This is a genomic window from Streptomyces sp. NPDC002490 (assembly GCF_040296045.1).
Taxonomy (GTDB): Bacteria; Actinomycetota; Actinomycetes; order Streptomycetales; family Streptomycetaceae; genus Streptomyces.
On the sequence record NZ_JBEOWM010000006.1, the window covers coordinates 65,567 to 91,221 of the forward strand.

The 25,655-nt window shown below is 71.3% G+C and carries 25 protein-coding genes; 15 read left to right on the top strand and 10 right to left on the bottom strand.

All coding sequences use genetic code 11. From position 1 onward, the window contains the following. Window positions 1-24 precede the first annotated feature (24 nt). Complete coding sequence (locus tag ABT092_RS05590) at window positions 25-1,053, bottom strand: hydroxymethylglutaryl-CoA lyase-like TIM-barrel protein (protein ID WP_351240101.1); 1,029 nt, start codon at window positions 1,051-1,053, stop codon at window positions 25-27. 932 nt (window positions 1,054-1,985) lie between these two features. Here ABT092_RS05590 and ABT092_RS05595 point away from each other — a divergent pair. The 5 genes from ABT092_RS05595 (at window position 1,986) to ABT092_RS05615 (ending at window position 7,951) form a co-directional block, all read left to right on the top strand. Then, the gene (locus tag ABT092_RS05595) at window positions 1,986-3,461 is read left to right on the top strand and encodes a PqqD family protein (RefSeq protein WP_351240103.1); all 1,476 of its coding nucleotides are present in this window, start codon (window positions 1,986-1,988) and stop codon (window positions 3,459-3,461) included. A 456-nt stretch (window positions 3,462-3,917) separates the two neighbouring features. Beyond that, window positions 3,918-4,853 (top strand): DMT family transporter, encoded by a 936-nt coding sequence (locus ABT092_RS05600; protein WP_351240105.1) that lies wholly within the window; start codon window positions 3,918-3,920, stop codon window positions 4,851-4,853. Between the two features lie 257 nt (window positions 4,854-5,110). After that, complete coding sequence (locus ABT092_RS05605) at window positions 5,111-5,884, top strand: SDR family oxidoreductase (protein ID WP_351240107.1); 774 nt, start codon at window positions 5,111-5,113, stop codon at window positions 5,882-5,884. A gap of 77 nt (window positions 5,885-5,961) precedes the next feature. Beyond that, window positions 5,962-6,210, top strand: a complete 249-nt coding sequence (locus tag ABT092_RS05610; RefSeq protein WP_351240109.1) for an acyl carrier protein — start codon at window positions 5,962-5,964, stop codon at window positions 6,208-6,210. A 223-nt stretch (window positions 6,211-6,433) separates the two neighbouring features. Further along, entirely contained in the window at window positions 6,434-7,951 is a 1,518-nt protein-coding gene (locus ABT092_RS05615) for a hypothetical protein (RefSeq protein WP_351240111.1), read from the top strand. A 122-nt stretch (window positions 7,952-8,073) separates the two neighbouring features. Here ABT092_RS05615 and ABT092_RS05620 read toward each other — a convergent pair whose 3' ends face one another. Continuing rightward, a complete protein-coding gene (locus ABT092_RS05620; protein WP_351240113.1) occupies window positions 8,074-8,943 on the bottom strand; it encodes a lytic polysaccharide monooxygenase auxiliary activity family 9 protein in 870 nt (289 codons plus the stop codon). Window positions 8,944-9,237: 294 nt separating this feature from the next. On the opposite strand from ABT092_RS05620, the gene ABT092_RS05625 reads away from it, so the two are divergent. The 4 genes from ABT092_RS05625 (at window position 9,238) to ABT092_RS05640 (ending at window position 13,498) form a co-directional block, all read left to right on the top strand. Then, complete coding sequence (locus ABT092_RS05625; protein ID WP_351240115.1) at window positions 9,238-9,657, top strand: helix-turn-helix transcriptional regulator; 420 nt, start codon at window positions 9,238-9,240, stop codon at window positions 9,655-9,657. A gap of 10 nt (window positions 9,658-9,667) precedes the next feature. Further along, entirely contained in the window at window positions 9,668-10,084 is a 417-nt protein-coding gene (locus ABT092_RS05630) for a VOC family protein (protein WP_351240117.1), read from the top strand. A 780-nt stretch (window positions 10,085-10,864) separates the two neighbouring features. Continuing rightward, complete coding sequence (locus ABT092_RS05635; protein WP_351240323.1) at window positions 10,865-11,026, top strand: VOC family protein; 162 nt, start codon at window positions 10,865-10,867, stop codon at window positions 11,024-11,026. A 198-nt stretch (window positions 11,027-11,224) separates the two neighbouring features. Then, complete coding sequence (locus tag ABT092_RS05640) at window positions 11,225-13,498, top strand: bifunctional glycosyltransferase/CDP-glycerol:glycerophosphate glycerophosphotransferase (protein WP_351240119.1); 2,274 nt, start codon at window positions 11,225-11,227, stop codon at window positions 13,496-13,498. A gap of 52 nt (window positions 13,499-13,550) precedes the next feature. Here ABT092_RS05640 and ABT092_RS05645 read toward each other — a convergent pair whose 3' ends face one another. Then, on the bottom strand, window positions 13,551-13,796 hold the full coding sequence (locus ABT092_RS05645; RefSeq protein WP_351240121.1) for a hypothetical protein: 246 nt from the start codon (window positions 13,794-13,796) through the stop codon (window positions 13,551-13,553). After that, a complete protein-coding gene (gene mca / locus ABT092_RS05650; RefSeq protein WP_351240123.1) occupies window positions 13,789-14,670 on the bottom strand; it encodes a mycothiol conjugate amidase Mca in 882 nt (293 codons plus the stop codon). Before mca ends, ABT092_RS05645 begins: the two co-directional genes overlap by 8 nt. 132 nt (window positions 14,671-14,802) lie before the next feature. On the opposite strand from mca, the gene ABT092_RS05655 reads away from it, so the two are divergent. Beyond that, window positions 14,803-15,207: a DUF4307 domain-containing protein gene (locus tag ABT092_RS05655; RefSeq protein ID WP_351240125.1), complete on the top strand. Its 405-nt coding sequence runs from the start codon at window positions 14,803-14,805 to the stop codon at window positions 15,205-15,207. 254 nt (window positions 15,208-15,461) lie between these two features. Continuing rightward, window positions 15,462-15,959, top strand: a complete 498-nt coding sequence (gene greA, locus ABT092_RS05660) for a transcription elongation factor GreA (protein ID WP_351240127.1) — start codon at window positions 15,462-15,464, stop codon at window positions 15,957-15,959. Between the two features lie 67 nt (window positions 15,960-16,026). On the opposite strand, the gene ABT092_RS05665 is transcribed toward greA, so the two are convergent. Both ABT092_RS05665 and ABT092_RS05670 read right to left on the bottom strand, forming a co-directional pair. Beyond that, the gene (locus ABT092_RS05665) at window positions 16,027-16,560 is read right to left on the bottom strand and encodes a UTRA domain-containing protein (protein ID WP_351240129.1); all 534 of its coding nucleotides are present in this window, start codon (window positions 16,558-16,560) and stop codon (window positions 16,027-16,029) included. Further along, on the bottom strand, window positions 16,557-17,294 hold the full coding sequence (locus tag ABT092_RS05670; protein ID WP_351240131.1) for a GntR family transcriptional regulator: 738 nt from the start codon (window positions 17,292-17,294) through the stop codon (window positions 16,557-16,559). The genes ABT092_RS05665 and ABT092_RS05670 overlap by 4 nt, the downstream gene beginning before the upstream one ends. Before the next feature lie 123 nt (window positions 17,295-17,417). On the opposite strand from ABT092_RS05670, the gene ABT092_RS05675 reads away from it, so the two are divergent. Next, on the top strand, window positions 17,418-18,035 hold the full coding sequence (locus ABT092_RS05675) for a hypothetical protein (RefSeq protein WP_351240133.1): 618 nt from the start codon (window positions 17,418-17,420) through the stop codon (window positions 18,033-18,035). 37 nt (window positions 18,036-18,072) lie between these two features. On the opposite strand, the gene ABT092_RS05680 is transcribed toward ABT092_RS05675, so the two are convergent. From ABT092_RS05680 to ilvA, 3 genes are all read right to left on the bottom strand, one after another. Further along, entirely contained in the window at window positions 18,073-18,924 is an 852-nt protein-coding gene (locus ABT092_RS05680; protein ID WP_351240135.1) for an ABC transporter permease, read from the bottom strand. Then, window positions 18,921-19,961: an ATP-binding cassette domain-containing protein gene (locus ABT092_RS05685; protein WP_351240137.1), complete on the bottom strand. Its 1,041-nt coding sequence runs from the start codon at window positions 19,959-19,961 to the stop codon at window positions 18,921-18,923. Before ABT092_RS05685 ends, ABT092_RS05680 begins: the two co-directional genes overlap by 4 nt. Before the next feature lie 338 nt (window positions 19,962-20,299). Beyond that, a complete protein-coding gene (gene ilvA, locus ABT092_RS05690; RefSeq protein WP_351240139.1) occupies window positions 20,300-21,541 on the bottom strand; it encodes a threonine ammonia-lyase in 1,242 nt (413 codons plus the stop codon). A gap of 151 nt (window positions 21,542-21,692) precedes the next feature. On the opposite strand from ilvA, the gene ABT092_RS05695 reads away from it, so the two are divergent. After that, on the top strand, window positions 21,693-22,199 hold the full coding sequence (locus ABT092_RS05695) for a MarR family winged helix-turn-helix transcriptional regulator (protein WP_351240325.1): 507 nt from the start codon (window positions 21,693-21,695) through the stop codon (window positions 22,197-22,199). A gap of 229 nt (window positions 22,200-22,428) precedes the next feature. On the opposite strand, the gene ABT092_RS05700 is transcribed toward ABT092_RS05695, so the two are convergent. Next, window positions 22,429-23,583: a cystathionine gamma-synthase gene (locus ABT092_RS05700; protein ID WP_351240141.1), complete on the bottom strand. Its 1,155-nt coding sequence runs from the start codon at window positions 23,581-23,583 to the stop codon at window positions 22,429-22,431. A 102-nt stretch (window positions 23,584-23,685) separates the two neighbouring features. Here ABT092_RS05700 and ABT092_RS05705 point away from each other — a divergent pair, with 102 nt between their 5' ends. Beyond that, window positions 23,686-24,819, top strand: coding sequence for a hypothetical protein (locus ABT092_RS05705; RefSeq protein WP_351240143.1), 1,134 nt, complete (start codon window positions 23,686-23,688; stop codon window positions 24,817-24,819). 170 nt (window positions 24,820-24,989) lie between these two features. Next, a complete protein-coding gene (gene msrA, locus ABT092_RS05710) occupies window positions 24,990-25,652 on the top strand; it encodes a peptide-methionine (S)-S-oxide reductase MsrA (RefSeq protein ID WP_351240145.1) in 663 nt (220 codons plus the stop codon). Window positions 25,653-25,655: the final 3 nt, after the last annotated feature.

A 25,655-nucleotide genomic window follows, 5' to 3' on the forward strand; every position in this document is an offset into this window, starting at 1 on the left:
TTCGGTTGGCGGGGACGCGGGTGCCTACACCGTCTGGGCCCGGAGGGCTATCTGCTCGGCGGCGGCCTGGATGTCGGTCCTGCCCGCGCTGCGCGGGGCCAGGTCGACGGCGGTTTGCATCAAGGAGGCCGGGTCGACGGCCAGCTTGTCGCACAAACTTTCGATGAGGGGGAAGAATCCGGAGTGCATCCCGATCACTCCGCCGAGCACTTGCATGTTCCGGTCCTCGGGCAGGGGTTCGAGGCTGATGCGGCAGAAGTGCGCGAGCTTGGCTAGGGTCTTGTAGTCGAACCTGTCCTCGCCGAGGGTGCTGAAGATCCCCGCGAGCGATTCGGTCTCGGCGTTGCCGGCGCCGCGCCCGATGCCGTCGAGGCAGCCGTCGGCGATCACGGCCCCGGCGTCGTAGGCGGCGATGCTGTTGGCGTTCGCCATGCCCAGGTTGTCGTGGCCGTGGAAGCCGATGACGGGGAAGTGTTCCTTCACCACGGTCACGTAGCGCCGGACGTCGCTGGGCAGCATGGAACCGCACGAGTCCACGACGTACAGGCCGGCGATGGCCGGAGTGACGTCGCTCAGCAACGCCGGCAGTTCCTCGGCCGGGGTGCTGCTGGTCTTCATCAGATTGAGGTAGACCTCACCGCAGATCTCGGTGGCGCGCTCGATGTAGTCCAGGTGGTCGGGCACGCGTTCGGGCTCCATGCCGATGCGGACGAAGGACATGCCCTCGTCGCACAGCCCGGAGAGAGTGGAGAGCCGACTGAACTCGGGCTGGGCGAACATGCCCCACGGAGTGCTCGTCAGCTCCGACTGCGCCAGGGCGCACCAGCGCGTGAGGTCGATGTTGGAGGCCCTGATTCCGGACCGTTCGGCCTCGTACCCGAGGCCGTGTCCGATCTCGACCTTCTGGATGGGGGTCTCGTTCAGCCGGGCGAGCAGCTCGCTCACGAACTTCTCGTCCAACTGGAAGTCGACGGCGTAGGAGCCGTCACGCAACGTAGCGTCGAGGATCTCTGCCTTCTGCGCCTGGACCAGCGGAGCCTGCAATGCGTTCACGTCTATCCTCCGGAGCTCGGAAGGGTGGAGATGCGTGACCGTCAGGAGAGTTTTTGACGGTATCAGAAGCAAAAAGGAAACCAAGGGCGGTTTCTCGACTCATACGGATTCCGAACGGGTTCGCGTGAAAACTCGTTCAGGCGAAGGCAGACAATCAGCCCGAGATGCGCGAGGGGGCTACCTACAACACAGGATCTTCATCAGTGAATGGCAGCAGACATTCCACGACTCCGCACACAGGGCTCCACGGGAAGGAAGAGATCCCTTCCGCCTTCCAGAGCCGCCCGCACATTTTTTTGGGTCAGGGCTACAGGACACAAGGACGCCCATCCCACAGCGATGAAGGAAATCACCCTCAGGATTCGGCACAAGCCCTGGACACTAGAGGCACGCACCGAGACACCGAAAGGCCACGTCTCAACATGTGGACAATGCCGACGAGAAGGGTCGTTAAAATGGTGATTAATCACTCCAAGAAGAGGCCGTTTCAGTCAAGTCGGCATCCAAGTTGGCGGATTATCCACTCCATCGTTGACGTGGAATTCGGACACTGCTGGGATGATCTCGGTCGCCGGAGTTCCGGGCTGATGAATCGCGCTCCATCCTCTCGCTCGACCGCCTCACCTAGGCGTTGAAGTAGTGGCACAATTTCGCCTGGGGTGCGTTTGGAACCCCGTTCCGGGGTATTGATGCCTGATCAGAGCGAAGACCACGTGCCCACGGCCGGAGAGAGTGGCAATTCACTGCTCACCGGCTGACCGAGTGAAGCCGGAAGGGTCCCTCACGAAAGGGACGCCTGACCGCTGGGCCTCTGCGTTCGAACGACGCGATCGAGGCCGCCCCATGTTCCCGTGCACGGCGGCGGGCCACGTTCTCCGCGGTCTGACGTCGATGCCGAATTCCTTCAGAGGAACGGTCCAGGAAGGATGCTGATGCGCACCGAGTTACTGAGGAACCTGAGGGAAGCCCTGCCGGAGCACGACGTTCCGGCGGTGGAGGAGTGCGCCACCACGCTCTACGGCGCCCTGCCGCGACCGGAGGAGATCGCGCGGAACACGGTCATGGTCGCGTACGGCGGCGGCAAGGACAGCGCCTACGCGGTCGCCTTCGTGCGCGCCGTCCACCTGGCCCTGGCCGAGCGGCACGGCGCGACCTTCCGACTGCGCGTGGTGACCATGCGACACGGGGGCATGCCGTACCAGGTGATGCTGAACATCGACCGCACCTACCGGGCCCTGGGCCTCTACGACGACCCGGACGTCGAACTGCTGCTCCTGGAGGGCGACCGGGCGGTGCCCTTCGACCGGGACCGGAGCATGCCGCACCGGCTCATCGCCTTCAACCGGAGCGACATGCTCATGTCCGGGCATCGGACCTACGGCGACGGGCGGGCCACCTTCTGCAACGCCTGCAACCTCAACGTGGCCAACTCCTTCGGTGTCGCGGCCGGCCACGACGGCGGCGTGGACCTCATCATCACCGGCGACTCCCCCCAGGAGCAGCGCGACTACGCGTTGTGGATCCGCCGGTTGGCGCGGGGGGCGGGCCAGAAGCCCGCTGCCGGCCGCAAGGGCTTCCAGGGCACCCTGGAGACCCTGGACGGGCTGGCCCAGGCGTACTTCACGGAGATCCACGGAACGGTCAACGTCGACAAGATCAAGGAACGCGGCGTCACCTCGGAGGTGCCGACCGCCCTGGAGTTCTTCTCCATCTACGACTACACGAGTTACGCCTCGGGGGCCCACTGGCGGCTCCTGACGGACTTCCTCGGGTTCGTCTTCGACGAGATCGCGTTCAACTTCACCGAGTCCGACTGTGCGAACCCCGCGCTCATGGCCCACCTCCGCGGCTTGCGGACCGAATACGCCTACGGACGGACCTACCGGGAGGGCATCGCCCAGTACGTGGACTTCGCCCTGGACCTGATGCGGCGGAAGCACTTCCCGGAACACCTCGTCGAGGAGATGAGGACCCGTTACGACACCGACGCCGGGGTCGAGTCCATGCGTAACGCGGCGACCCGGTACGGCGAGGACGCCTTCGGGGTCGACACCACGCAGTTGGTCTGCATGGTCTACTCGCCCTTCGCGGGCGGCGCGAGGAACCTCCACGACTACCTCGCGGGCGAGCAGGCCGACCTGCTGGCGGACGAGGAGCGCATCCGCGCCCTGCTGGCGGGGAAGGAGGAGGACGGTTCCCTGGCCGCCCGCCTGGAACGGATCAGCGGGTTGAGCATCACCGACCTGCGGGCCCTGCACGACGGGCCCCTGTGGTCGCCGTTCGCACAGAAGGCGACCCAGTCGGGGGTCCTCCCGCTGGTCATGGACAGCGACCCGCACAAGAAGATCATCAATGCCAAACGCAGCCCCGAGGGCGAAGAGGTGTTGGACAGGGTCGCGGGTCGTTAGCGGGCGCACCGGGTGCCTGCCGCCGCTCGACCCGGCCCGGACCCGGTCCCTCGCGGGTCGTCCCGGACGCATTCCGCGCCGGGACGTTTCCCGACGACGGCCCGAGTCGCCCCGGGCGGCCACGGGATTCCCACCGTGGCCGGTCTCGGTCCACCCATCGGTCTCCGTGTCATCACCCGGGGTAGGGTCCCGTGCCATGGGAAGCAAAACGGGAGATTGTGCCCGGCGGATCGGGGAGAACGCCTTACGCGACGTTCCGGACGGGCATCGGTCCACCAAGGGGGGAATGCTGTCATCGAACCGTTCGCGAGCAGTTTCCGAGCGGGGCTTCCCGCACACGGGCGACGTTCCGCGCGTGCCCGCGTCCCTCCCGCACCGTCGCACCTCCCGCGCGCCGTCGGGGACGCGGAGGACCAGTCGGCCCGGGCCCCGGCCGGGCACGGCGATGGAACGCCGATGACGGCGGGCCCGTCCCGCCCGACGGGGGAGTCCACCGTCACGCCGTACCTGTACCTCCTCGTGACCATGGTCATGTTCGGTAGCGCCTTCGCCAGTTCGAAGGTGGTCGTCGGCGAGATGCCACACGAGGTCGCCGCTGCGCTGCGGTTCGGCGGCGGGGGCCTCCTGCTGATCGTCCTGGCCGTGGTGCTGCGGGGCCGCTCGCGTCCGATCGGACGCGACGCCGCCGTCCGTGCGGGCCTCCTGGGCCTGCTGGGCGTCCTCGCCTACAACGTCTTCTTCTTCTGGGGACTCTCCCTGGCCCCCTCGCTCGACGGGAGCGTCATCGTCCCCGTGCTGAGCCCGATCCTCACCACGACGGCGTTGATCGTCCTGGGGCGGGAGAAGGCGTCCTGGACCCGGGTCACCGGGCTGACGGTCGGGGTCACGGGCGCCCTGCTCTTCCTCCCCGGAGTCGGCGGGGGTGCGGCGGACGCCGACCGGCTGACCGGGGATCTCGTCTTCATGGCCGGAGCCGCCTGCTGGGCGTCCTACAGCGTCCTGTCGAAATCGCTGCTCGTGGGGGTGGACCCGTTGCGGGCGACGGCGTGGGGAACGGGGGTGGGCGGGCTGGGGCTCGTCCTGCTGGCCCTCCCCGAAGTGGGCCGGGTGTCCTGGCCCGCGGTGTCCGGTGTCGCCTGGGCCAACGCCGTCTTCCTGGCCGTCGGTCCGACCGCGATCGCCTACCTGTTCTACTACCAGGGACTGCGCAGGGTGAGTCCGTCGACCGCGACCACCATGATGTTCACGGTGCCGCTCTTCGGCTTCTTCTTCTCCACCGTCTTCCTCGGGGAGACGTTCACCGCGATGCAGTTCGTCGGAACGTTGATCATGCTGGGTGGCGCACTCTTCGCCGTGTTCGGTAACCGTCTGGCCCGGCGCGCCTCTCCGTGACCCGTTTCCCGGAAACGTCCGGGGGCGACCGTTCCGCAGCGCGAAATCCCTTCACGGGGCCGGTGCACGGCCGGCCGCGGCGAGTCCGTGGGATCCGCCGTGCGACGCAGAGGAACACCCACGAAAGGAGTCGTCATGGAATCGTCCGACCGGGAACACCGTTCGGCGGACTTCACCGACCGACCCGGGGCAGGGCGGCGTCCGTGTGCCGACGGACGCCCGAGGAGCCCGCGCAGCAGTGTTCGTGAGGCCGGCTGATGGACCTGGGTCTCGCCGGACGCACCGCACTCGTCTGCTCGTCGACCGGAGGCATCGGGGAGGCCATCGCTCGCGCCCTGGCGGCCGAGGGGGCCGACACGGTGGTCTGTGGTCGACGGGGCGACCGGGCGAAGGAGATCGCCGCCGAACTCCCGGGCGGCCTCGGCGTCGAAGTGGACCTCCTCGCCGAGGACGGGCCCGACGCGCTGTTCGACGCCACGGTCGCCTCCTTCGGCCCCCCCGACGTCCTGGTGCTCAACGGTCCCGGACCCGAGCCCGCGCCGGCGACCGCCGTCGACGTCACCTCCGTCGACGCCGCGCTCGACGCCACCTTGCGCCCGCACGTACGGCTGGTGTCACGGGCGCTGCCCGTGATGCGGGAGCGCGGCTGGGGACGGATCCTGGCGGTGGGTTCCAGCGGGATCGCGGCGCCGCTGCCGAACCTGGCGCTGTCGAACCTCGGCCGGGCGGCACTGGCCGGATACCTCAAGACGCTGGCTGCCGAGGTCGCCGCGGACGGGGTGACCGTCAACCTCCTCCTGCCGGGCCGGATCAGCACTGACCGGACCGCGGCCGTCGACGCCGCGAACGCCCGGCGCTCCGGCCGTACCCCCGCGGAGGTGGCGCGCGAGTCGGCCTCGGCCATTCCCGTCGGCAGGTACGGCACCACAAGGGAGTTCGCCGCGGTCGCAGCGTTCCTGTGCGGCGCACCGGCCTCCTACGTCACGGGGACGGCCGTGCGGTGCGACGGCGGTCTGCTGCGTGACCTCTAGCCCTGCCGCGAGCGCGCCGCCGCGCCGCCCGTGAACACCGTGTCATCCGACGGCATCAACATCGAAGGAGGTTCAGCATGGCCGCCACACAGGAGGAAATCACCGCCGGTCTCGCCGAGATCGTGAAGGAGATCGCCGGCGTCCCGATCGAGGAGGTCGAGCGGGAAAGGTCGTTCACCGACGACCTGAACGTCGACTCGCTGTCCATGGTCGAGGTCGTCGTCGCCGCCGAGGAGCGCTTCGACGTCACGATCCCGGACGACGCGGTCAAGCACCTCAGGACCGTCGGCGATGCGGCCGACTACATCCTCCGGCGCCAGGGCTGACCCTGTGGGCGCGGGCGTGTGACACGAGGGCGTGGCGGCGCGGCTCCCGTCCGTTCGGAGGTGGGTTCCTGTCTAGACTGGGAACGACAACTGGGCATGCTGCCCGGCTCGTTGACGCTCTGCAAACAGGGCTCCGCGCACGAGGGGTTCGTCTCCGTCGCGGGTGTCCGTTCCTCCATCGTGCGACTGTCAGCACGCACGACCGACCACTCTGGAGAGACGTGTGAACCACGTCGTACTGTCCCTATCCGACCACCAACCGCCGGCCGTTACGCTGCGCTGTCGTAGCCATGCCGCGTTCGTCAGTCGCCTGGCCGTCGCCGAAGGCCGTCGGTCCATCGTCCTCCACGGCAGCGACGACGCGACGGCGGCGCTGAGGGAACTCGCCACCTCGGCGGGGGTGACCGGAGAGGGCGAGCCGCCCGCTGGAGGTGAGGTCCGGTACGTGCCCACCTGCGCGGCCCGGGGGCGGGTCGGGGCGGCCCGGGACGGGGTGTGGCCCCAGTCCGTGGCCTCGCGTCAGAACAAGGCGCTCCGACGCACGTCCGGCGCCCTGTTCGGCTTCCCGCCGGAGGACCCGGCGGCGACGGAGGCCGCGCTGGAGGTGTTCACCACCGACTGGTCGCCCAGCCCCGCCGCGTGCGCGGTCGCGGTGCACCCCGGCCATCCGCTCAGTTCCGGCCTGGCCGCCGGGCGCGGAGCGGCCTTCACCGGGCGGTACTGCCGTCATCCCCTCACCGGGGACCTGCTCCCGATCTGGACCGCGGCCTGGGTCAAACCGGAGTTCGGCACCGGAGCCGTCCTCGTCAACCCGGGCCACGACGCCGCCGACCTCGCGTTCGCACGGGAGGTGGGGCTGCCCGTGCGCTTCGCGTTGGCGCCGGCCGGGCACGAGGAGGGCCCCGGGCACTGGCTGACGCCTCCGCTCGTGAAGACGGGCCACGCCGTCCGCACCGGGCGCACCGACGGGCTCGACCACGCGGCGGCCCAGTCGGAGTACTTCCGGATCCTCTCGGAACGGGGGCTGGCCCGGACGCACACGGACGTCGGAGCCGGCTCCTTCGCCGTGGCGGTCTTCGACGCGGACGGTCCGGACAAGGTCCACTGGAACCAGGAGCGGAACACGATCGGGACACCCGGTCGGGACGAAGGCACCCCCGTACGGGTGACGCCCGCCGGGGTGCTCGCCGTGCTCGACCCGGCGGTACGCCGATCCGACTTGGTCGTCGTGGCCCCGTCGTCGGCGATCGAGTCCGACCTGCTGGCGCTGAGGTTGCTGCTCGCGGAGCCGGGTCTGGGACACACGCCTGAGCGCGCTCCCGACGTCCTGCTCACCGGTACGGTCACGGGACGGACCGACGATGTCGAGGCGGACGTCCTGGAGGTGACCGTGCTGACGGCCGCCGCGGCCCAGGAGACCCTATCCGTCAAGCCCCAGCAACTCGACACGGCCCAGCGTTTCCTGGCCGCGCACACCGCCCTCGCGGGGACGGCGGACGCCCCGGAGGGGGAAGCCGACCCCGCCGTCCTGAAGGCGGCGGCCCAGGTGCGGACCCTGCTGGTGCGCAGGGACGTCAAGCAGGCGTTCACCCATCTGTACCGGCTCCAGAAGACCCTGGCGAAGGGCGAGACGCCCACCAGCGGCTCCCTCGCCGTCTACGAGGCGCTCGCGTGGGTCGCGCTCGGACTGTCCGGCACCCGCTCCCGGGGCCGGGTGGACGCCGTCTGGCAGAGCATCTGACGTTTTTCCCCCCGACCGGCCCGGACTCGGGCCCGGGCCGGTCGACGAGGGCCGCCTGGCTTCCTCCCGTGGGTCGGCGGGAGGCGTGGGGGTGCTGGTGGGCACCCCGCCGGCCGTCGGGTTCAGTTCGTCCTGCGGCGACCGCGGCCGAAGAACAGGGCGCCCGCGGCGAAGACGCCGGCGGCGGCCGCCCAGACCGCGGCGCCGGCCGACGGGGAGTCGGCGGACCGCGCTTCGGCGGAGACGGGTGCGGGTGCCTGCTCGTCGCCGCCGTGGCCCGCGTGGCTGACGGTGGAGCGGGACGCGCCCGCCTCGATCTTCGCTTCGGTCGGCGCCTTGGCGGCGGCCCCGGCCGACCCGCCGAAGACGACGTCCGAGCAGCCGTAGAACGCCTCGGGGCTGTCGTGGCGCTGCCAGACCTTGTAGACGATGTGGCGGCCGGTGCGGGCGGGGAGCGCGCCGGTGAACCGGTAGTAGCCGTTGTCGCTGGCGCGCGGGGTGGAGTAGGTGCCCACCGGGGTCGGGTCCAGGTCCGACCACTTCAGCGGCTTCGTCGGGTCGAAGCCCTGCTTGGTGATGTACATCGTCATCGTGCCCAGGTGGGCGGCGGTGATCCGCACGTTGAAGTCGTAGGCGCCCGGGGCCACCGCGGTGGCGGGCCAGTCGGTGCGGGCCCAGTCCAGGGCGCGGTACTTGGTGCGGTTGGCCGAGCAGAGCTTGCCGTCCGGGATGATCTGCTGGTGCTTGCCGTTGGCGTTGGCGATGTTCACCTCGTTCCAGTCGTACAGCGGCTGGGAGCCCGAGTCGGCGACGAGGTCCTTGCAGACCTGGGACCGGGTGGTCTCCGGGCCCTCGGCGTAACAGGCGCTGACCCGGCTGACCGGACCGAAGACGGAGCCGTGCGCGCTCGCCGGCGAGGGGGTCAGGGGAACGAGCGTCGCGACGGAGGCGACCACGGAGGCCGCGGCGAGACGGCGGCGGGTGACAGGCATGGTGACTCACTCTCGTACGTGTAGGGACGTCGGGAGGTTCTCGACAACACCGCCTCGGCCGTGGGGAGTTGAGGCGGGTGCTGGCACCAGAGGATCACATTGGTCCGTACCAGGCAAGGGGGTTGGGCCGCTCGCTCCCGGCCTGGTCAACGGCCCGTCGTGGCCGTCGTGCGCCAGGTGCACGACTCGGGAACTTCGACGGGGTGCGGAACGACTAGTGGTCTGTGGAGGGGGGTCCGGGGCGGGGAGGAACGGCGCCGGGAGCCCGTCGCACCCGTGTGGCATCGTGGCGGAATGAGCCTGGAGGACCTCGTCCGACTGCGACGGACGCGCGACCTGATGGACCGCGCGTACGCGGAACCGCTCGACGTGCCCGCGCTCGCCCGCGTCGCCCTGATGTCGCCCGGTCACTTCTCGCGCAGCTTCCGGGCCGCCTACGGGGAGAGTCCGTACCACTACCTCATGACCCGCCGGATCGAGCGGGCCAAGGCGCTGTTGCGGCGGGGGGACCTGTCGGTGACCGAGGTCTGCCTCGCGGTCGGCTGCACCTCCCTGGGGTCGTTCAGTTCGCGCTTCACCGAACTGGTCGGCGAGAGCCCGAGCGCCTACCGTGCGCGGAACCACGACGCGGGTGCCGCCGTTCCCGCCTGCCTGGCCAAGATCCACACCCGACCGGTCCGTCGTGGCCGGGCTGGGCCGGCCCCCCGCGCCTAGCATGACGTGCATGGACATCACGCTCTCGCAGTGCTTCATCGCCGTCGACGACCACGACGAGGCGCTCGCCTTCTACCGCGACGCCCTGGGCCTGGAGGTGCGCAACGACGTCGGCTTCGAGGGCATGCGCTGGGTGACCGTGGGCTCCCCGGAGCAGCCCGACGTGGACATCGTCCTCGAACCGCCCCTCGCGGACCCGGGTGCCTCCCCCGCCGACCGGGAAGCCGTGGCCCGGTTGCTGGCCAAGGGCCACCTGCGCGGGGTCATCTTCGGCACCGACGACTGCGACGCCTCCTTCGAGCGCATCCGCGCCGCCGGTGCCGAGGTGGTCCAGGAGCCCGTGGACCAGCCGTACGGCGTCCGGGACTGCGCCTTCCGCGACCCGGCCGGCAACCTGATCCGGTTCAGCCAGGCGCGCCCCGCCTGACCCGCGGACGGGCCGGTCAGGATCGGAGAAGCGCCGGCCCCCGGACGCCGCCTAGCGTGAGGGCATCGACGCGCCCCGCCGCCGCACCCGACCGACGACGGTCGGGCGGCACCGGTGGTGCGCGCCTCCCCGTCCTCACGCTCAAGGAGAGTCGCATGCCCCTTTCGCTCGACGTCGTCAGCCTCGGCGTTGCCGAGGTGGAGGACGCGCGGGAGTTCCACGTCGCCGCCTTGGCTCCCTCGTCCGTGGACCGGCAGTGGCTCGATCTGCACGGTGCCGGCCGGCTGGCCTTGCACCCGGACCCGGAACCCGCCGCAGGTGCCCGGGCGGACGCCGAACCCACCTGGGGTTTCCGGGGCTGCGTGATGACCGTGGTCGTCGCGCAGCCCAGCGGGGTCCGCAGCGTGCTGGACGCCGCGGTCGAGGGCGGGGCGACGGTCCTGAAGCCGGCGAGGAAGTCGCTGTTCGGCGCCTTCTGCGCGGTGTACCGGGCCCCGGACGGCAGCGTGTGGAAGGTGGCGGCACCGACCGGGAAGGACCGGGGGCCCGCCACGGAGCCCGTCGTGCCCACCGAGACCGTGGCCATCCTCGGCGTCGCCGACGTGAAGGCCGCCGGCGCCTTCTACGCGGCCCTGGGCGTGCAGCCGGACAAGGCGTACCGGCACTACGCCGACTTCCACCCGGGCCCGGGCGCCTGCCGGTTGGCCCTGATGCCGCGGCGGACCCTCGCGAAGGACGCGGGCGTCGACGACGGCGGGACCCTGGTGCGGGGGGGCGGTCCTGCACCACGGCGCCGACACCCGCGGGGAGGTCGACGCGACCCTGTCCGCGGCCTGTGCCGCCGGCGGCCGGATCAGCGCCCCGGCGGCCGAGACCGCCGAGGGCTACCGCGGGGACTTCACCGACCCGGACGGCTTCGTGTGGCGGGTCACCGCGGGGTAGGCCGTGGCGCCCCGGGGACGGGAGCCGCACCGGCAAGCAAGGCCCTGCCGCCGGGGGCCGGGACCTTCGGCATCCCCCAAGTCCCCCGCCGACGTGATGGGATGGCCTCCCCCCACGGGAGCCGCAGGGGGCCTCTTCGGCGTCCTCCGTGGGACCGACACGCTCCCCATCCGTTCGTCCCCGAGGAGTCGGCAGGCCATGTCCCCCCAAGAGCGCACCCCCGCACCGCGGTTCAGTGTCATCGTCCCGGTCTTCAAGGTGCAGGGATACCTGCGGGAGTGTCTGGACTCCCTCCTCGCCCAGGACTTCACCGACTTCGAGGTCATCGCCGTCGACGACTGCTCACCGGACCGCAGTGCGGACGTCCTCGCCGAGTTCGCCGCCCGCGACCCGCGCGTGGTGGTGGTGCGGCACGACACCAACGGCGGGATAGGCAGGGCCCGCAACACCGGTGTGGCGCGGGCCCGCGGCGACTACCTGTTCTTCCTGGACAGCGACGACACGATCACCGCCGGCACCCTGCGTGCCGTGCACGACCGGCTGGCCCTGACCGAGGACCCCGACGTCCTGATCGCCGACCACACCCGTACCTACTGGTGGGGCGAGACCAAGGCCAGCGCCACCGGAGAACTGCTCGCCCGGACCGGGACGGAGGTGTTCCGGCCCGCGGAACGCCCCGAGTTCCTGTCGATGTTCGCGGTGGTGTGGAACCGGGTGTACCGGCGGGACTTCTTCCTCGCCCACGACTTCGCCTTCACCGACGGCCTGTACGAGGACGCCCTCGTCGTCTACACCACGATGCTCACCGCCGAACGCGCCGTCTGCCTCGACCACGTCTGCGTCGAGTACCGCCAGCGCCGCGGCGGGAACTCGATGCAGACGCCGGGGCGCGAGCACTTCACGATATTCGAGCAGTACCAACGGCTCTTCGACTTCCTCGACACCCGCCCCGACCTGGACGGGCTGCGCCCGCTGCTGTTCGAGCGGATGGTGAGCCACTTCCTGCACACCTTCGCCCGGGAGAGCCGGGTGCGCGCCCAGGACCGGTCGGAGTTCTTCTACCGGGCGACCGTGCTCTACCGGCGCCACCTGCCGCCGGGCTTCGTCCCGCCGAGCGGGATCAAGGGCGCCAAGTTCCAGGCGGTCGACCGCGGTTCCTACGCCGCCTTCCAGGCCCTGAAGCTGGTCAACGGCACCCGGTTGCGCGGGGCGGACCGGTTGCGCCGGGCCAGGCGGAGCCTCGGCAGGCAGGCGTACGCCGGGTACTACCGGTTGCAGCTGAGCCGCCCGATCGAGGAGGACCTGGTGGTGTACTCGGCGTACTGGAACCGCACCCCGGCCTGCAACCCCCTCGCGGTGTACGAGAAGGCCAGGGAGCTCGCCCCGCACCTGCGCGCGGTGTGGGTGGTGCGCGCCGCCGACGTGCGGAACCTGCCGCCCGGCATCGACCACGTGGTCCCCCACTCCCCCCGCTACTGGGAGGTGATGGCCCGCGCCAAGTACTTCGTCAACAACGTCAACTTCGCGGACCACGTCGTCAAGCGCCCCGGCCAGGTGCACGTGCAGACCCACCACGGGACCCCGCTCAAGCGCATGGGCATCGACCAGCAGCGCTACCCGGCCGCCGCCAAGGGCATGAACATGGAGAAGCTGCTGGCGCGCGCGGACCGCTGGGACTTCAGCGTCTCGTCCAACGGGCACTCCAGCGAGCAGTGGGACCGGGTCTACCCGTGCGCCTTCGCCTCGGTCGACGCCGGCTACCCCCGCAACGACGTGTACGTGACGGCGGACGCCCGCCGGGTGCTGGCCGCCCGGGAGCGCCTCGGCATCGCGCCCGGCCGCACCGCCGTGCTGTACGCGCCGACCGCCCGCGACTACCAGGTGGGCTACGTGCCGCGGCTCGACCTGGCGCGGGTGGCCCGGGAGCTGGGCCCGGACGTGGTGCTGCTGGTGCGCACCCACTACTTCTACGGCCGGGACCCGGGGCTGACGGAGCTCGCGGACCGTGGGGCGCTGATCGACGTCTCCCGTCACCCGAGCGTCGAGGAGCTGTGCCTCGCCTCGGACGCGTTGATCACCGACTACTCGTCGATCATGTTCGACTACGCGGTGCTGGACCGGCCGATCGTCACCTTCGCCGACGACTGGGAGGTGTACGTGCGCTCCCGGGGGGTCACCTTCGACCTGCTGTCGGGCGAGCCGGGCGACACCCCAGGCGCCGTGGCGACCACGGAGGAGGAGCTCATCGCGACGTTCCGTGACGGCCGGTGGGACGACGAACGCGCCACCGCACTGCGGGCCGCGTTCCGGGAGCGGTTCTGCCCGTGGGACGACGGCCGGGCCGCGGAACGGGTGGTCCGGCGCACCCTCCTCGGCCAGGAGGCGTTGCCGGCGGTACTGCCGCCCTCGGCCCGCGGTGTCGCGCCGTCGCCGCGCAAGGCGGCCGCCGAGCAGGGGCTGTCCGGGGTCTGACCCCGTGGGGCGGGGCCGGGGGCGCGCTCGACGCCCCCGGCCCCGCTCCCGGTCAGGACTTCGGTGCGGACGAGCCCGGTTCCTCGGCGCCCTGGGAGGCCGGGGCCTCCTTGAAGTCGACCCGGCCCATGTGCTTGTTCATGGACTTCATCAGCCCCCAGACGGCGAGTGCCATCACCGCGAAGACGATGAACCCCAGCACTCCGGGGGTGACCTTGTTCTTGTCGACCTCGGCCGCCAACGGGACGAGGCCCGAGACCAGCTGGCCCGCGCTTGCGCTCACACTCATGTCAGGCATTGTCGCGGATGCCCGCGAAGAGGTCGTCCTCGGGGAGGGAGGTGTCGACGAGCGACTTCGCCAGCTCGTACTCCTCGGTCGGCCAGACCTCCTTCTGGAGGTCCATCGGGACCCGGAACCAGCCGCCGTCCGGGTCGATCTGGGTGGCGTGCGCGATCAGCGCCTTGTCCCGGATCTCGAAGAAGTCGGCGCAGGGCACGTGCGTGGTCAGGGTGCGCTCGACCCGCTCGAACTCGTCCCACCGCTTCAGCCAGTCCCCGTAGGGGGACTCCAGCCCGCGCTCCAGCAGGGCCTCGTGCAGCGCCTCGGTGCGGGGGCGGTTGAAGCCCTGGTTGTAGTAGAGCTTGCCCGGCTGGTGGACGGGGCCGAACTCGTCCTCCGGGAACGCCTCCGCGTCGTTCGCCCCCTCGAAGGCGATCATGGTGATCTTGTGGGTCATGATGTGGTCGGGGTGCGGGTAGCCGCCGTTCTCGTCGTAGGTGGTGATCACCTGGGGACGGAAGGCCCGGATGCTGCGGACCAGCCGCCCGGCCGCCTCCGTCTCGTCCTCCAGCGCGAAGCAGCCCTCCGGCAGCGGCGGCAGCGGGTCGCCCTCCGGCAGCCCCGAGTCGACGAAGCCGAGCCACTCCTGCCGGATGCCGAGGATCTCCCGGGCCTCGTCCATCTCCTTCTTGCGCACCTCGTGGATGTTCTCCTCGATGTACGGGTCGCCCTGGAGCTTCGGGTTGAGGACGGAACCGCGTTCGCCGCCCGTGCACGTCACGACGAGCACGTCCACCCCCTCCGACACGTACTTCGCCATGGTGGCCGCGCCCTTGGACGACTCGTCGTCCGGGTGGGCGTGCACGGCCATGAGTCGCAGCTGCTCAGTCAAGACTCGATCCTCGTCGAATACGGCGCCCGGATGAGGGGGCGCGATGGGCGGCTTCTATAGTGACCGAATCGGGGGACGAAAAATTCCGGGACCCGGTCCCGTCACCCCCGTCATCCCCGCAGGAGGGCGATCATGAGCGCGGTCCGTGAGCAGCTTCCGGAGGGCCGGTACGGCCGCTCCGCGGAGGAGCGCGTCGACCGCCGGCTCAAGCTCATCGGATCGGTGCTGGGGGTCGGGATGCTGGGCCTGGTCACCTGGATCGGCTACGGCTACATCTCCGGCCAGGAGGTGAGCGCCGAGATGATCAAGTTCAAGGTCGTCTCCGACAGTGCCGTGCAGGTGCACCTGGAGGTCCGCAAGGACGCCGAGGTCCGCGGGTACTGCACGGTCCGCTCCCAGTCCGAGGACGGTGCCGAGGTGGGCCGGGCCGACTTCCGCTTCGACCAGGCGGAGAGCCGGGTCGACGAGGTGATCACCCTGCGGACCACCGCCCGGGCGACGGCGGCCGAACTCGTGGGCTGCCAGTCGGACGGGTGATCCTCCCCCGATCACGCGCGAACACTGCGTGATCATGTGCTGACCGCGGGTTTGTCGACCGTCGCGGGTGCGCATGCTTTATGAAGGGCCGCACGAGAATCACACAGCCACTGGCCTGCGCTGACGTAAGTCTGATGCATTATGTCCTCCCCCTTCGGCGCGCACATTGTTAGGCTCGTGGTTTCGCCCACCGGGGAGCACATCCCGTCCCGGTAGGGCGTTGCTTTGTATTCCAGTACCGACGAGGAGCACCAGTGACCCAGACCAGTGAGAGCGTCACCTGGCTTACCCAGGAGGCGTACGACCGGCTCCAGGAGGAGCTGACCCGCCTGTCTGGTCCCGCCCGCATCGAGATCGCCAAGAAGATCGAGGCGGCGCGCGAGGAGGGGGACCTGCGCGAGAACGGCGGGTACCACGCGGCCAAGGAGGAGCAGGGCAAGCAGGAGCTCCGCATCCGCCAGCTCACCCAGCTGCTGGAGAACGCCAAGGTCGGCGAGATCCCGCCGGACGACGGCGTCGTGGAGCCGGGCATGGTCGTGACGATCGCCTTCGACGGTGACGAGGACGACACGCTCACGTTCCTGATGGCCTCCCGCGAGTACCCGTCCTCCGACATCGAGACCTACTCCCCGCAGTCCCCGCTGGGTACTGGCGTGAACGGCAAGAAGGTCGGCGACGAGGCCACCTACGAGCTGCCCAACGGCAAGTTCGCCTCCGTCAAGATCCTCGCCGCGAAGCCGTACTCCGGCTGACCGTCGGTACGGAAGCGGGCCCCGGGGCGCGTCCCCGGGGCCCGTTCTGCTCTGTTCCGGCTCCCGCTCACGCCCCGAAGTCGTACTCCAACACGTACGCGGCGGAGTCCATGTCGTTGACCTCGACGGCCCGCCCCTCGGGGGTGCACGCGGTGCGCCGGACCAGCATCACGGGCGTTCCGGCACCGAGGGCCAGCCGCTCGGACTCCTCCCGCGAGGGCATCCGGGAGCGCACCTCCTCACGGAACCGGGTGGGTTCCACGCCCAGTTCGGCGAGGCGGGCGTAGATCCCGCCGGGCCCGCTGTCCGGGCGGGTGACGGCAGTGCCGCGCACCAGCTCCGCCGGCAGCCGGGAGACGGCGAGCAGCACGGGCCCGCCGTCCAGGAGGTAGCGGCGGGACCGCACGCAGACCGGCGCCCCGGCGGGGAGGTCCAGCACCCGGGCGATGTCGCCGGGCGCGGGCTCCTCGGTGACCGTGACGCCGTCGACGGCCACCTCCCGGCCCTCGGCGTCCGTCTCCCACACGGACCGACCGCCCGTCCAGCCCTCCCGCGCCAACCGGGCGATGCCACGGCGGCGCAGCTCCGTTCCGGACGTCACGGCATGTCGACTTCCGCCGTGAGCGCGCGCCCGCTGCCGAGGAAGTCCGTCGCGTACTCGGTCACCTCGCCCTGCTGGTCCCAGTAGTGGTTCGTCCAGGTCAGCACGGGCGTGCCGGCCGGAGCCCCCAGCGCCTCGGCCGGTTCCGTCGGCACCGGACGCACCGCGAGGGCGTCCCGCCGCCGGACGGCGCGCCGTCCGGTGCGCTCCTCGACCAGCCCGAAGGTCATGGTCGGCAGCGGCTCCGGAGCGAGGAGTTCCGGGGCGCTGCGTGCCAGCTCGCCGGGGAGCCAGGAGATCGACACGGCCACCACGCCCTCGTCGTCGACGTACCTTCGCCACCGTTTGACGACCGGCGCACCGGGCTCGACGCCCAACGCGGCGGCGACCTCGTCCGGCGCGGGTTCGAGTCCGGCGCCGAGGAGTTCCACCCGTTCGCCGGGACGCAGACCGGTGGCCCCGGCGCGCAGCAGGCGCAGCCGGTCGGGGCCGGTGGTCTGCCTGCGCCCGAGATCGACGAAGGTGCCCTGGGTCGAAGACCTCACATAGCCCTCGGCCTGCAACTGCTTGATGGCCTTCGCCGCCGTCGCCGTGGCGACACCCCATTCCCCGGAGATGTCCGCGATCGAAGGCAGCTTGGCGTCCTGCGCCAGTTCCCCGTCGACGATCTTCTGCCGGAAGTGGTTCGCGATCTGTATGAACGGCGGCAGCTCTCGCTGGACCCGCGGTGCCATGACGCCTCCCGAGTTCGCGTACTAGCTCGCTACCGAGCGTACCCGACCCATTACTTGACAGGCGTAAGCTAGCACACGAATAGTTAACGCGAGCTAGCACGCGTCTGCTGCAAGGAGACACCCATGCCGGGAGCCCAAGCCCGCCCGCTTCCCCTCGTCCCCTACATCACCGCCTGGAGTTCCGAACGGACCGTGCGGCCACCCGTCATCACGCAGGGTGCAGGCATCGGCTATGCGGACGAGACACCGTTCGACCGGGACGCGGACGGCGTCCTGTGGTCTCGCGAGGGCGTGAGCCCGGGGAAGGGGCGGCCCGACTTCGGACGGGTCCACCTGCTGCGCCAGCGGCGGGCCATGCGCCGGTTGCTGTGCCAGGTGTGCGGAGGCGCGGCCGACCGGAACGAGCACGGTGTCCTGTGGCTCGTGGGGGAGGACGACATCGAGGACATGACCACCACGCACCCGCCGGTCTGTGCCCCTTGCGCCGCCCAGGCGGTGCGTCTGTGCCCGTACCTGCGCCGGGGGCACCTTCTGTTGCGTGTACAAGCGTGTGTCCCGGTGGGCGTGCACGGGGTGATGTACCGCCCGGGAGTCCCCTTCCCCCGCGTGGAACGCGACGGCGGCGTCACCTACGACGATCCGCGCATCCGCTGGACCCGCGCCGCCCAGCTCATCGTGCGGCTGGAGGGGTGCGAGGTCGCGGGACCACCGGACGTGACCGCGCCCGCCCCCCGGCGGTGAGCCGGCGGACGGGCGCGGGACGGGCCGAGCGGGGCGGTCAGCCCGCGGCGTTTCGGTACTTGCGGACGGCCAGGGTGCGGAAGACCACGATGATCAGCAGGGACCAGAGCAGCGAGGCCCAGGCGGGGTGCTGCATGGGCCAGGCCGTGGAGTCGACCACGCCGGGGTTGCCGAAGAGTTCGCGGCACGCCTGCACGGTCGCGCTGAACGGGTTCCAGTCGGCGATGTGCTGGAGCCACGGGGTCATCTGGGAGCTGTCCACGAACGCCGTGGAGACGAAGGTGACCGGGAAGAGCCAGATGAGCCCGCCGGAGGTGGCCGCCTCCGGGCTGCGGACGGACAGGCCGATGGTGGCGCCGATCCAGGTGAACGCGTACCCGAGCAGGAGCAGCAGGCCGAAGCCGGCGAGGACCTCGGGGACGCTGGTGTGGGTGCGCCAGCCGATGAGCAGGGCGACGATCGCCAGGACGAAGAGCGTCAGGGCGGTCTGCACCAGGTCGGCGAGGGTGCGCCCGGTGAGGACCGCGCCGTGGGCCATCGGCAGGGACCGGAAGCGGTCGACGAGGCCCTTGTGCATGTCGTCGGCGATGCCGGCGCCCGAGCCGGCGGTGGCGAAGGTGACGGCCTGGGCGAAGATGCCGGCCATCAGGAACTCGCGGTAGTCGCCGGGGTCCGTGGAGCCGCCGATGTTCATGGAGCCGCCGAACACGTACGAGAACAGCACCACGAACATGATCGGTTGGAGCAGGCCGAAGATGACCATCTCCGGGATGCGGGTCATCCGGATCAGGTTGCGGCGGGCGATGACCAGGGAGTCCCGGACGGACTGGGTGATGCCGCCGGTCCCCTTCGGTGCGGCGGTCCTGACCGCCTCGGTCGCGGCGCTCACTGCGGTGCCTCCTCGTCGTGCCGGGCGGTGGTCTTCCCGGTCCGCTCCGCCTTCTCGGTCCCGCCGGTGGCGGTGTCGTCCTCGCCGTTCCCGGCCGCCTCGGCGCGGTGGCCGGTCAGCGAGAGGAACACGTCGTCGAGGGTGGGGCGGCGCAGTCCGATGTCGTCGATCTCCACGCCTCGGACGTCGAGTTCCCGGATCACCTCGGCCAGCAGCTTGGCGCCGCCCGACACGGGCACGGTGAGCTTGCGGGTGTGCTGGTCGCTGGTGACCTCGCCGTGGCCGAGGGCGGCGAGCACCGCGGTGGCGTCGGCGATGCGGTCGCGCTCGTGGATGACGACCTCCACCCGCTCGCCGCCGGTGCGGGCCTTGAGCTGGTCGGAGGTGCCGCGGGCGATGACCCGGCCGTGGTCGACGACGGCGATGTCGTGCGCGAGGTGGTCGGCCTCCTCCAGGTACTGGGTGGTGAGCAGGAGCGTCGTCCCGCCCGTCACGAGTTCCTGGATGACCTCCCACAGGGCCTGCCGGTTGCGGGGGTCGAGTCCGGTCGTGGGTTCGTCCATGAACATCACGGGCGGCGAGACGACGAGCGCGGCGGCGAGGTCGAGCCGGCGGCGCATGCCTCCGGAGTAGGTCTTCGCGGTCCGGTCGGCGGCGTCCGCGAGGCCGAAGCGGTCGAGCAGTTCGCCGGCGCGGGCCTTGGCGGCCTTGGCGCCGAGCTGGTAGAGCTGGCCGACCATCTGGAGGTTCTCGCGGCCGGTGAGGAGTTCGTCGACGGCGGCGAACTGGCCGGAGAGTCCTATCGACCGGCGGACGTCGTTGGGGTGCTTGAGGACGTCGACGCCCGCGACGACCGCACGGCCGCTGTCGGGGCGGAGCAGTGTCGTCAGGCAGCGGACGGTGGTGGTCTTCCCCGCGCCGTTCGGGCCGAGCAGGCCGAGGACGGTGCCTTCGGGGACGTCCAGGTCGACACCGTCCAGCGCCCTGACGTCGCCGAAGGTCTTCACCAGACCCTCGGCGTAGATGGCGCTTGGCATGTGGTCACTCCCAGTGTTCCGGTCGCCCCTCGCGGACGACGTCGTTCGTCGATGGGCGGCCTCGTGAAACCAAAAGCATAATTTGTTCGAGTTGCCCGTGTTCCTCCACTTGCGCCCGCTCTTCTCGCCGAGCTCGGAAAAGGAGGTGTGGCGCGGCGGCTCGCGCCCTACCCTGCGAGCCGGCACGCACGCGATCGAAGGCACGCACCATAACGCGACGTATCGCGTTTCCTCAAGCGGATTTCCGTGCACCGCCGGCGCACTCCGGCGCGGGCCCGCGCACGTCGGCGGGGGCGGACCCGACCCCGGGCCCGCCCCCGCCACCGCACGCACCCCGCTCAGCCGATGATCGTGTAACCCGCCGCGCGCAGCGCCGCGCGCACCTCCTCGCAGTGCTCGCCGCCCTTGGTCTCCAGGTGCAGCTCGACCTCCGCCTCGGTGAGCCCGAGCCGCGGGTCGGTGCGCACGTGGCTGACGTCCAGCACGTTCGCGTCCACCACGGAGAGCACGCCCAGCAGCGTGGCCAAGGCCCCCGGGCGGTCGGTCAGCCGCAGCCGGACCGCGAGGTACCGGCCCGCGGCGGCCATCCCGTGCCGCAGGATGCGCTGCAACAGCACCGGGTCCACATTGCCCCCGGACAGCACCGCCACCACCGGGCCCTCGAAGGCGCCCGGGTCCGCCAACAGGGCCGCCACCGGCGACGCGCCCGCCGGCTCCACCACCATCTTCGCCCGCTCCATGCACAGCAGCAGCGCACTGGACAGCTCGTCCTCGGACACCGTCCGCACCTCGTCCACCAGCTCCGCGACGATCCGGAACGGCACCTCCCCCGGCCGCCCCACCTTGATCCCGTCGGCCATGGTGGCCAGCGGCGCGACCGACACCGGACGGCCCGCCGCCAAGGAGGGCCCGTAGGCCGCCGCGCCCGCGGCCTGCACCCCGACGATCCGCACGTCCGGCCGCAGCGCCTTCACCGCCACCGCGACGCCCGCCGCGAGGCCGCCGCCGCCCATGCCCACGACGACGGTCCCCACCTCGGGGCACTGTTCGAGCACCTCCAGGCCGACCGTGCCCTGACCGGCGACCACATCGCGGTGGTCGAAGGGATGGATGAACACCGCACCCGTGCGCCGGGCGTACTCCTCCGCAGCGGCCAGCGTCTCGTCGACGACCTGACCGTCCAGCCTCACCTCCGCACCGTACTCGCGGGTCGCGGCGATCTTAGGGAGCGGTGCGCCCACCGGCATGAACACGGTCGAGCGGACCCCGAGCAGCGTGGACGCGTGCGCGACGCCCTGGGCGTGGTTCCCCGCGCTCGCGGTGACCACGCCCGCCGCGCGTTCCTCCGGCAACAGCCCGGCGATCCGCACGTAGGCGCCGCGGAGCTTGAACGAACCGGTGCGCTGGAGGTTCTCGCACTTGAGGTGGACCGGCGTCCCCACCAGCGACGACAGATGACGGCTGCCCTCTATCGGGGTCATCCGCACCACCCCGTGCAGCATCTTCCGCGCACCGCGCACATCGTCCAGCGTGACGGGCGGTTCCACCGGGAGAAACGAGTCAGTCGTGGGGTAGTTCATGGGCCAAGTCTCGCAGCTCACACCGGGCACGACGCGGGGCGCGGCGGGTTTGTCCAGCGCCCGTACGGAGGCCCGTGGGGGCGCGTACTCTGTCCCCCAATTCTTCCCGCACGCATGAAGTGAGCCTTCGGCCATGCCCACAACACCAGAAATGTCGATGGACATGATGACCTCCGGCGACACCGGTCTTCTCGACGCCCTCCAGCACGAAGTGGCACTCTTCGCCCGCCGCGCGGAGCAGACCCGACTCGGCGGCGTCGGGCAGGTGCGCAACTCCATGGACCGCGCCGCGTACCTGCTGCTCAACCGCCTCGACAAGGAGGGACCGATGGGAGTCAAAGCCCTTGCCGCCAGCATGGGCATCGACTCCTCGACCGTGACGCGTCAGGTCGCCCCCCTCGTCGACACCGGACTCGTCAAACGCACCTCGCACCCGGAGGACGGCCGCGCGGTGGTCCTCCAACTGTCCCCGCGGGGGCAGGCCCGGCTCGGCGAGGTGCGGTCCTCCCGCCGGGAGTTGATGGCCCAGTTGACCGAGGACTGGGAACCCGCCGACCGTGAGCACTTCTGCACGCTGCTCACCCGTTTCAACACCGCGCTCTCCGCGCGGATGTCCGCACCGGCACCGACCGTCGAGACCGCCGCCGACGGGTCCTGAACCACCCCGCGGACGAGGACCGCGGACGGCAACCACCGTCCGTACGACCCGGGTTCCCGCCACACGCCTCCGGAGCCGACGCCGACTGGACCCGGAGGTCCGAGTACGGAACCCGGGCACCGTCCGCCCTCCCCCTCGGGGAGCGCCAACCCGCCCGTCACGCCCGCCCCTTCGCCCCCGGCGGGGGAACGGGCCGCCGCCCACCGGTGGGGCGGGCGGCGGGAGCCCGTCAGCCCAGCGCCTGCTGGAGGTCGGCGAGCAGGTCGTCCACGTTCTCGATGCCGACCGACAGCCGCACCAGGTCCGCGGGCACCTCCAGCGCCGAACCGGCCGCCGAGGCGTGCGTCATCCGGCCCGGGTGCTCGATCAGCGACTCCACCCCGCCCAGCGACTCGCCCAGGGTGAACAGCTTCGCCCGGTCGCAGACCGCGACGGCCGCCTCCTCGCCGCCCGCCACCCGGAACGACACCATGCCGCCGAACCGCTTCATCTGCTTGGCGGCGACCTCGTGGCCCGGGTGCCCGGGCAGCCCCGGGTACAGCACCTCGGTGACCCGCGGGTGCCGGGTCAGCGCCTCCGCGATCCGGCCGGCGTTGTCGCTGTGCCGGTCCATGCGCACGGCGAGGGTCTTGATGCCCCGCAGCACCAGCCACGAGTCGAAGGGCCCGGCGATCGCGCCCATGGCGTTCTGGTGGTAGGCCAACTCCTCGGCCAGCGTGGCGTCCCCGGTGACCAGGGCGCCGCCGACCACGTCGGAGTGGCCGCCCATGTACTTGGTCAGCGAGTGCACGACCACGTCGGCGCCCAGCGCCAGCGGCTGCTGGAGGTAGGGCGTGGCGAAGGTGTTGTCGACCACGAGCCGCACCCCCGCTTCCCGGGCCACCTCGGCGAGGGCCGGCACGTCGGTGATGCCGAGCAGCGGGTTGGAGGGGGTCTCCACCCAGATCGCCCGGGTCCTCGGGGTCAGCGCGGCCCGCACCGCCTGCGGGTCGGAGGTGTGCGCGACCGAGAACTCCACGCCCCAGCGCGCCGCGACCTTCGCGAAGAGCCGGAAGGTGCCGCCGTACGCGTCGTCCGGGATCACCACGTGGTCGCCGGGGGCCAGCAGGGTGCGCAGCAGGCAGTCCTCGGCGGCGAGCCCGGAGGCGAACGCGAGGCCGCGGACCCCGCCCTCCAGGGCCGCGAGGTTCTCCTCCAGCGCGGTGCGGGTCGGATTGGCGCTGCGGCTGTACTCGTAGCCGCCCCGCAGACCGCCCACCCCGTCCTGTTTGAACGTGGACACCTGGTGGATCGGGGGGACCACGGCGCCGGTCAGCGGATCGGCGGTGTTGCCCGCGTGGATCGCGACGGTTTCGAAGGAGTGCGTCGGGTGCGAGTCGTTCATGGCACCGAGCGTAGTGCGACGGGGACCGGGCGGGGATGCCCGGGCAGGTCCGTTGTGTGACGGGTTCGCCAATTCTCCGGGCGGTCTGGTTCGCTTGTCCGCATGGAGATTCTCTGGTTCCTGATGGCGCTGGTCCTGCTGGGGACGGTGCTGGCGACGGTGTTGCGGCCGTACCTGCGCGGCAGACGGGACGGCATACGGCTGGTGAGCCCGGACGCGCCCGACGCCGCGGACCCGGCCGCGTACGACTTCCTGTTGCAGGAACAACTCGACGTCCGGATGCCCGGCCCGGACCCGGACCTGGTGGACGTGCTGGACGTGGTGCGCGGCACCCAGAACTGGCGGGCCGCCTCCCAGCTCCTGGCGGGCACCGGGGCGGAGGGCGAGCGGCGCTGGCAGCGGGTCCAGGCGTTCGCCGGCGCCGCCTCCCTGGAGCTCCAGCAGCAGCCGGGCGGCACCGGCGGCGCCGGTGCGGGCGCCCAGTGGCTGCGCTCCTGGCGCACCGAGGCGCCGAAGGACGCGGGCGGCGCCGCGGTGCAGGCGGAGTTCCTGGTGCAGCAGGCGTTCCGCACCTCGACGCCCGGGACGGACGAGTTCCGGATCATCCTGGAGGAGGCCCGGGCCGCGTGCGGGCAGGCCGCCCTGCTGGCCCCCGGGGACCCGATCCCGTACGTCGTGGAGCTGACGATCGCCCGCGGCCTGGGCTACCCGCGCACCGAGTTCGAGCAGCTGTGGCTGAAGATCCTGGACCGCGCTCCGGCGCACATGGGGGCGCACCTCGCCGCGCTGCACTACTGGTGCGAGAAGTGGCACGGTTCGCGGGAGCTGGCGTACTCCTTCGCCGAGGCCGCGGCGGCCCGCGCCCCGCAGGGCTCGCTGCTGTCGGCGCTGCCGCTCTTCGCGGTCTACGAACACATGTCCGAGATCACCCTGGTGAGCGACTTCCACAACACCGGGGTCGTCCGCGACGCCGTCGAGGGCGCCCTCTACGCCGTCCACTCCGCCCGCCCCGACGACCCGATGACGGCGCACGTCCGGCACCTGCTGGTGTTCTTCCTGGTGCAGGCGGAGCGCTGGGGCGAGGCCATGGCCCAGCTGGTGCGGGTGGACGGGCACGTGGGCGCCCTGCCCTGGACCATGTCGGCCGACCCGGCGGCCGACTACGCCGTCTACCGGGCGCTGGCGGTCGCCGGCTACGAGGCGAACGGCGGCAGCCCCGCCACGCTCCCCCGCTGACCCGTCCGTCGTGCGCCCGGGCCGGGCGCACGACGGGGAATGCGGGGACGCGGTCGTTCGTTGTTCCGGAAGACGTGTCGCGAGCGCGGTCCACCAGGCCGCAGCGCGTCGCCGTGTCCGCCGGGCCCGTGACGTCCTTGGCCGAAGACTCAGAAGGAGACAGGGAGAGCATGTTCCTGCACCGCCGCACCCCGCAGCTGCCGACGCCGGAGCAGGCCCTGAGGGGACGCTCCGAGCCCGCCTTCGGCGTGCCCGAGCGGCACACCGTCCTCGACACCCCCTTGCTCGGCCCCTACCCGGAGGGACTGCGGGTCGCCGACTTCGGCCTGGGCTGCTTCTGGGGCGCGGAGCGCACGTTCTGGCGGACGGAGGGCGTCTGGACGACCCTCGTCGGCTACCAGGGCGGCTACACCGAGCACCCCACGTACGAGGAGGTCTGCTCGGGCCTGACCGGCCACACCGAGGCGGTCCGGGTGGTGTACGACCCGGAGCGGGTCTCCTACGAGTCGCTGCTCAAGCTGTTCTGGGAGTCCCACGACCCCACCCAGGGCTTCCGCCAGGGCAACGACGTCGGCACCCAGTACCGCTCCGCCGTCTACCTCCACGACCCGGCCCAGGCCGCCGCGGCGGAGCGCTCGCGCGACGCCTACCAGCAGGTCCTGACCGCCGCCGGCCTCGGCACGATCACCACCGAGGTCCTCCCGGCCGAAGGCCGCACCTTCTACCCCGCCGAGGGGCCCCACCAGCAGTACCTGGACAAGAACCCGAACGGCTACTGCGGCATCGGCGGGACGGGCGTGTCCTGCCCGGTGGGGGTGGCTCCGGCGGACTGAGGC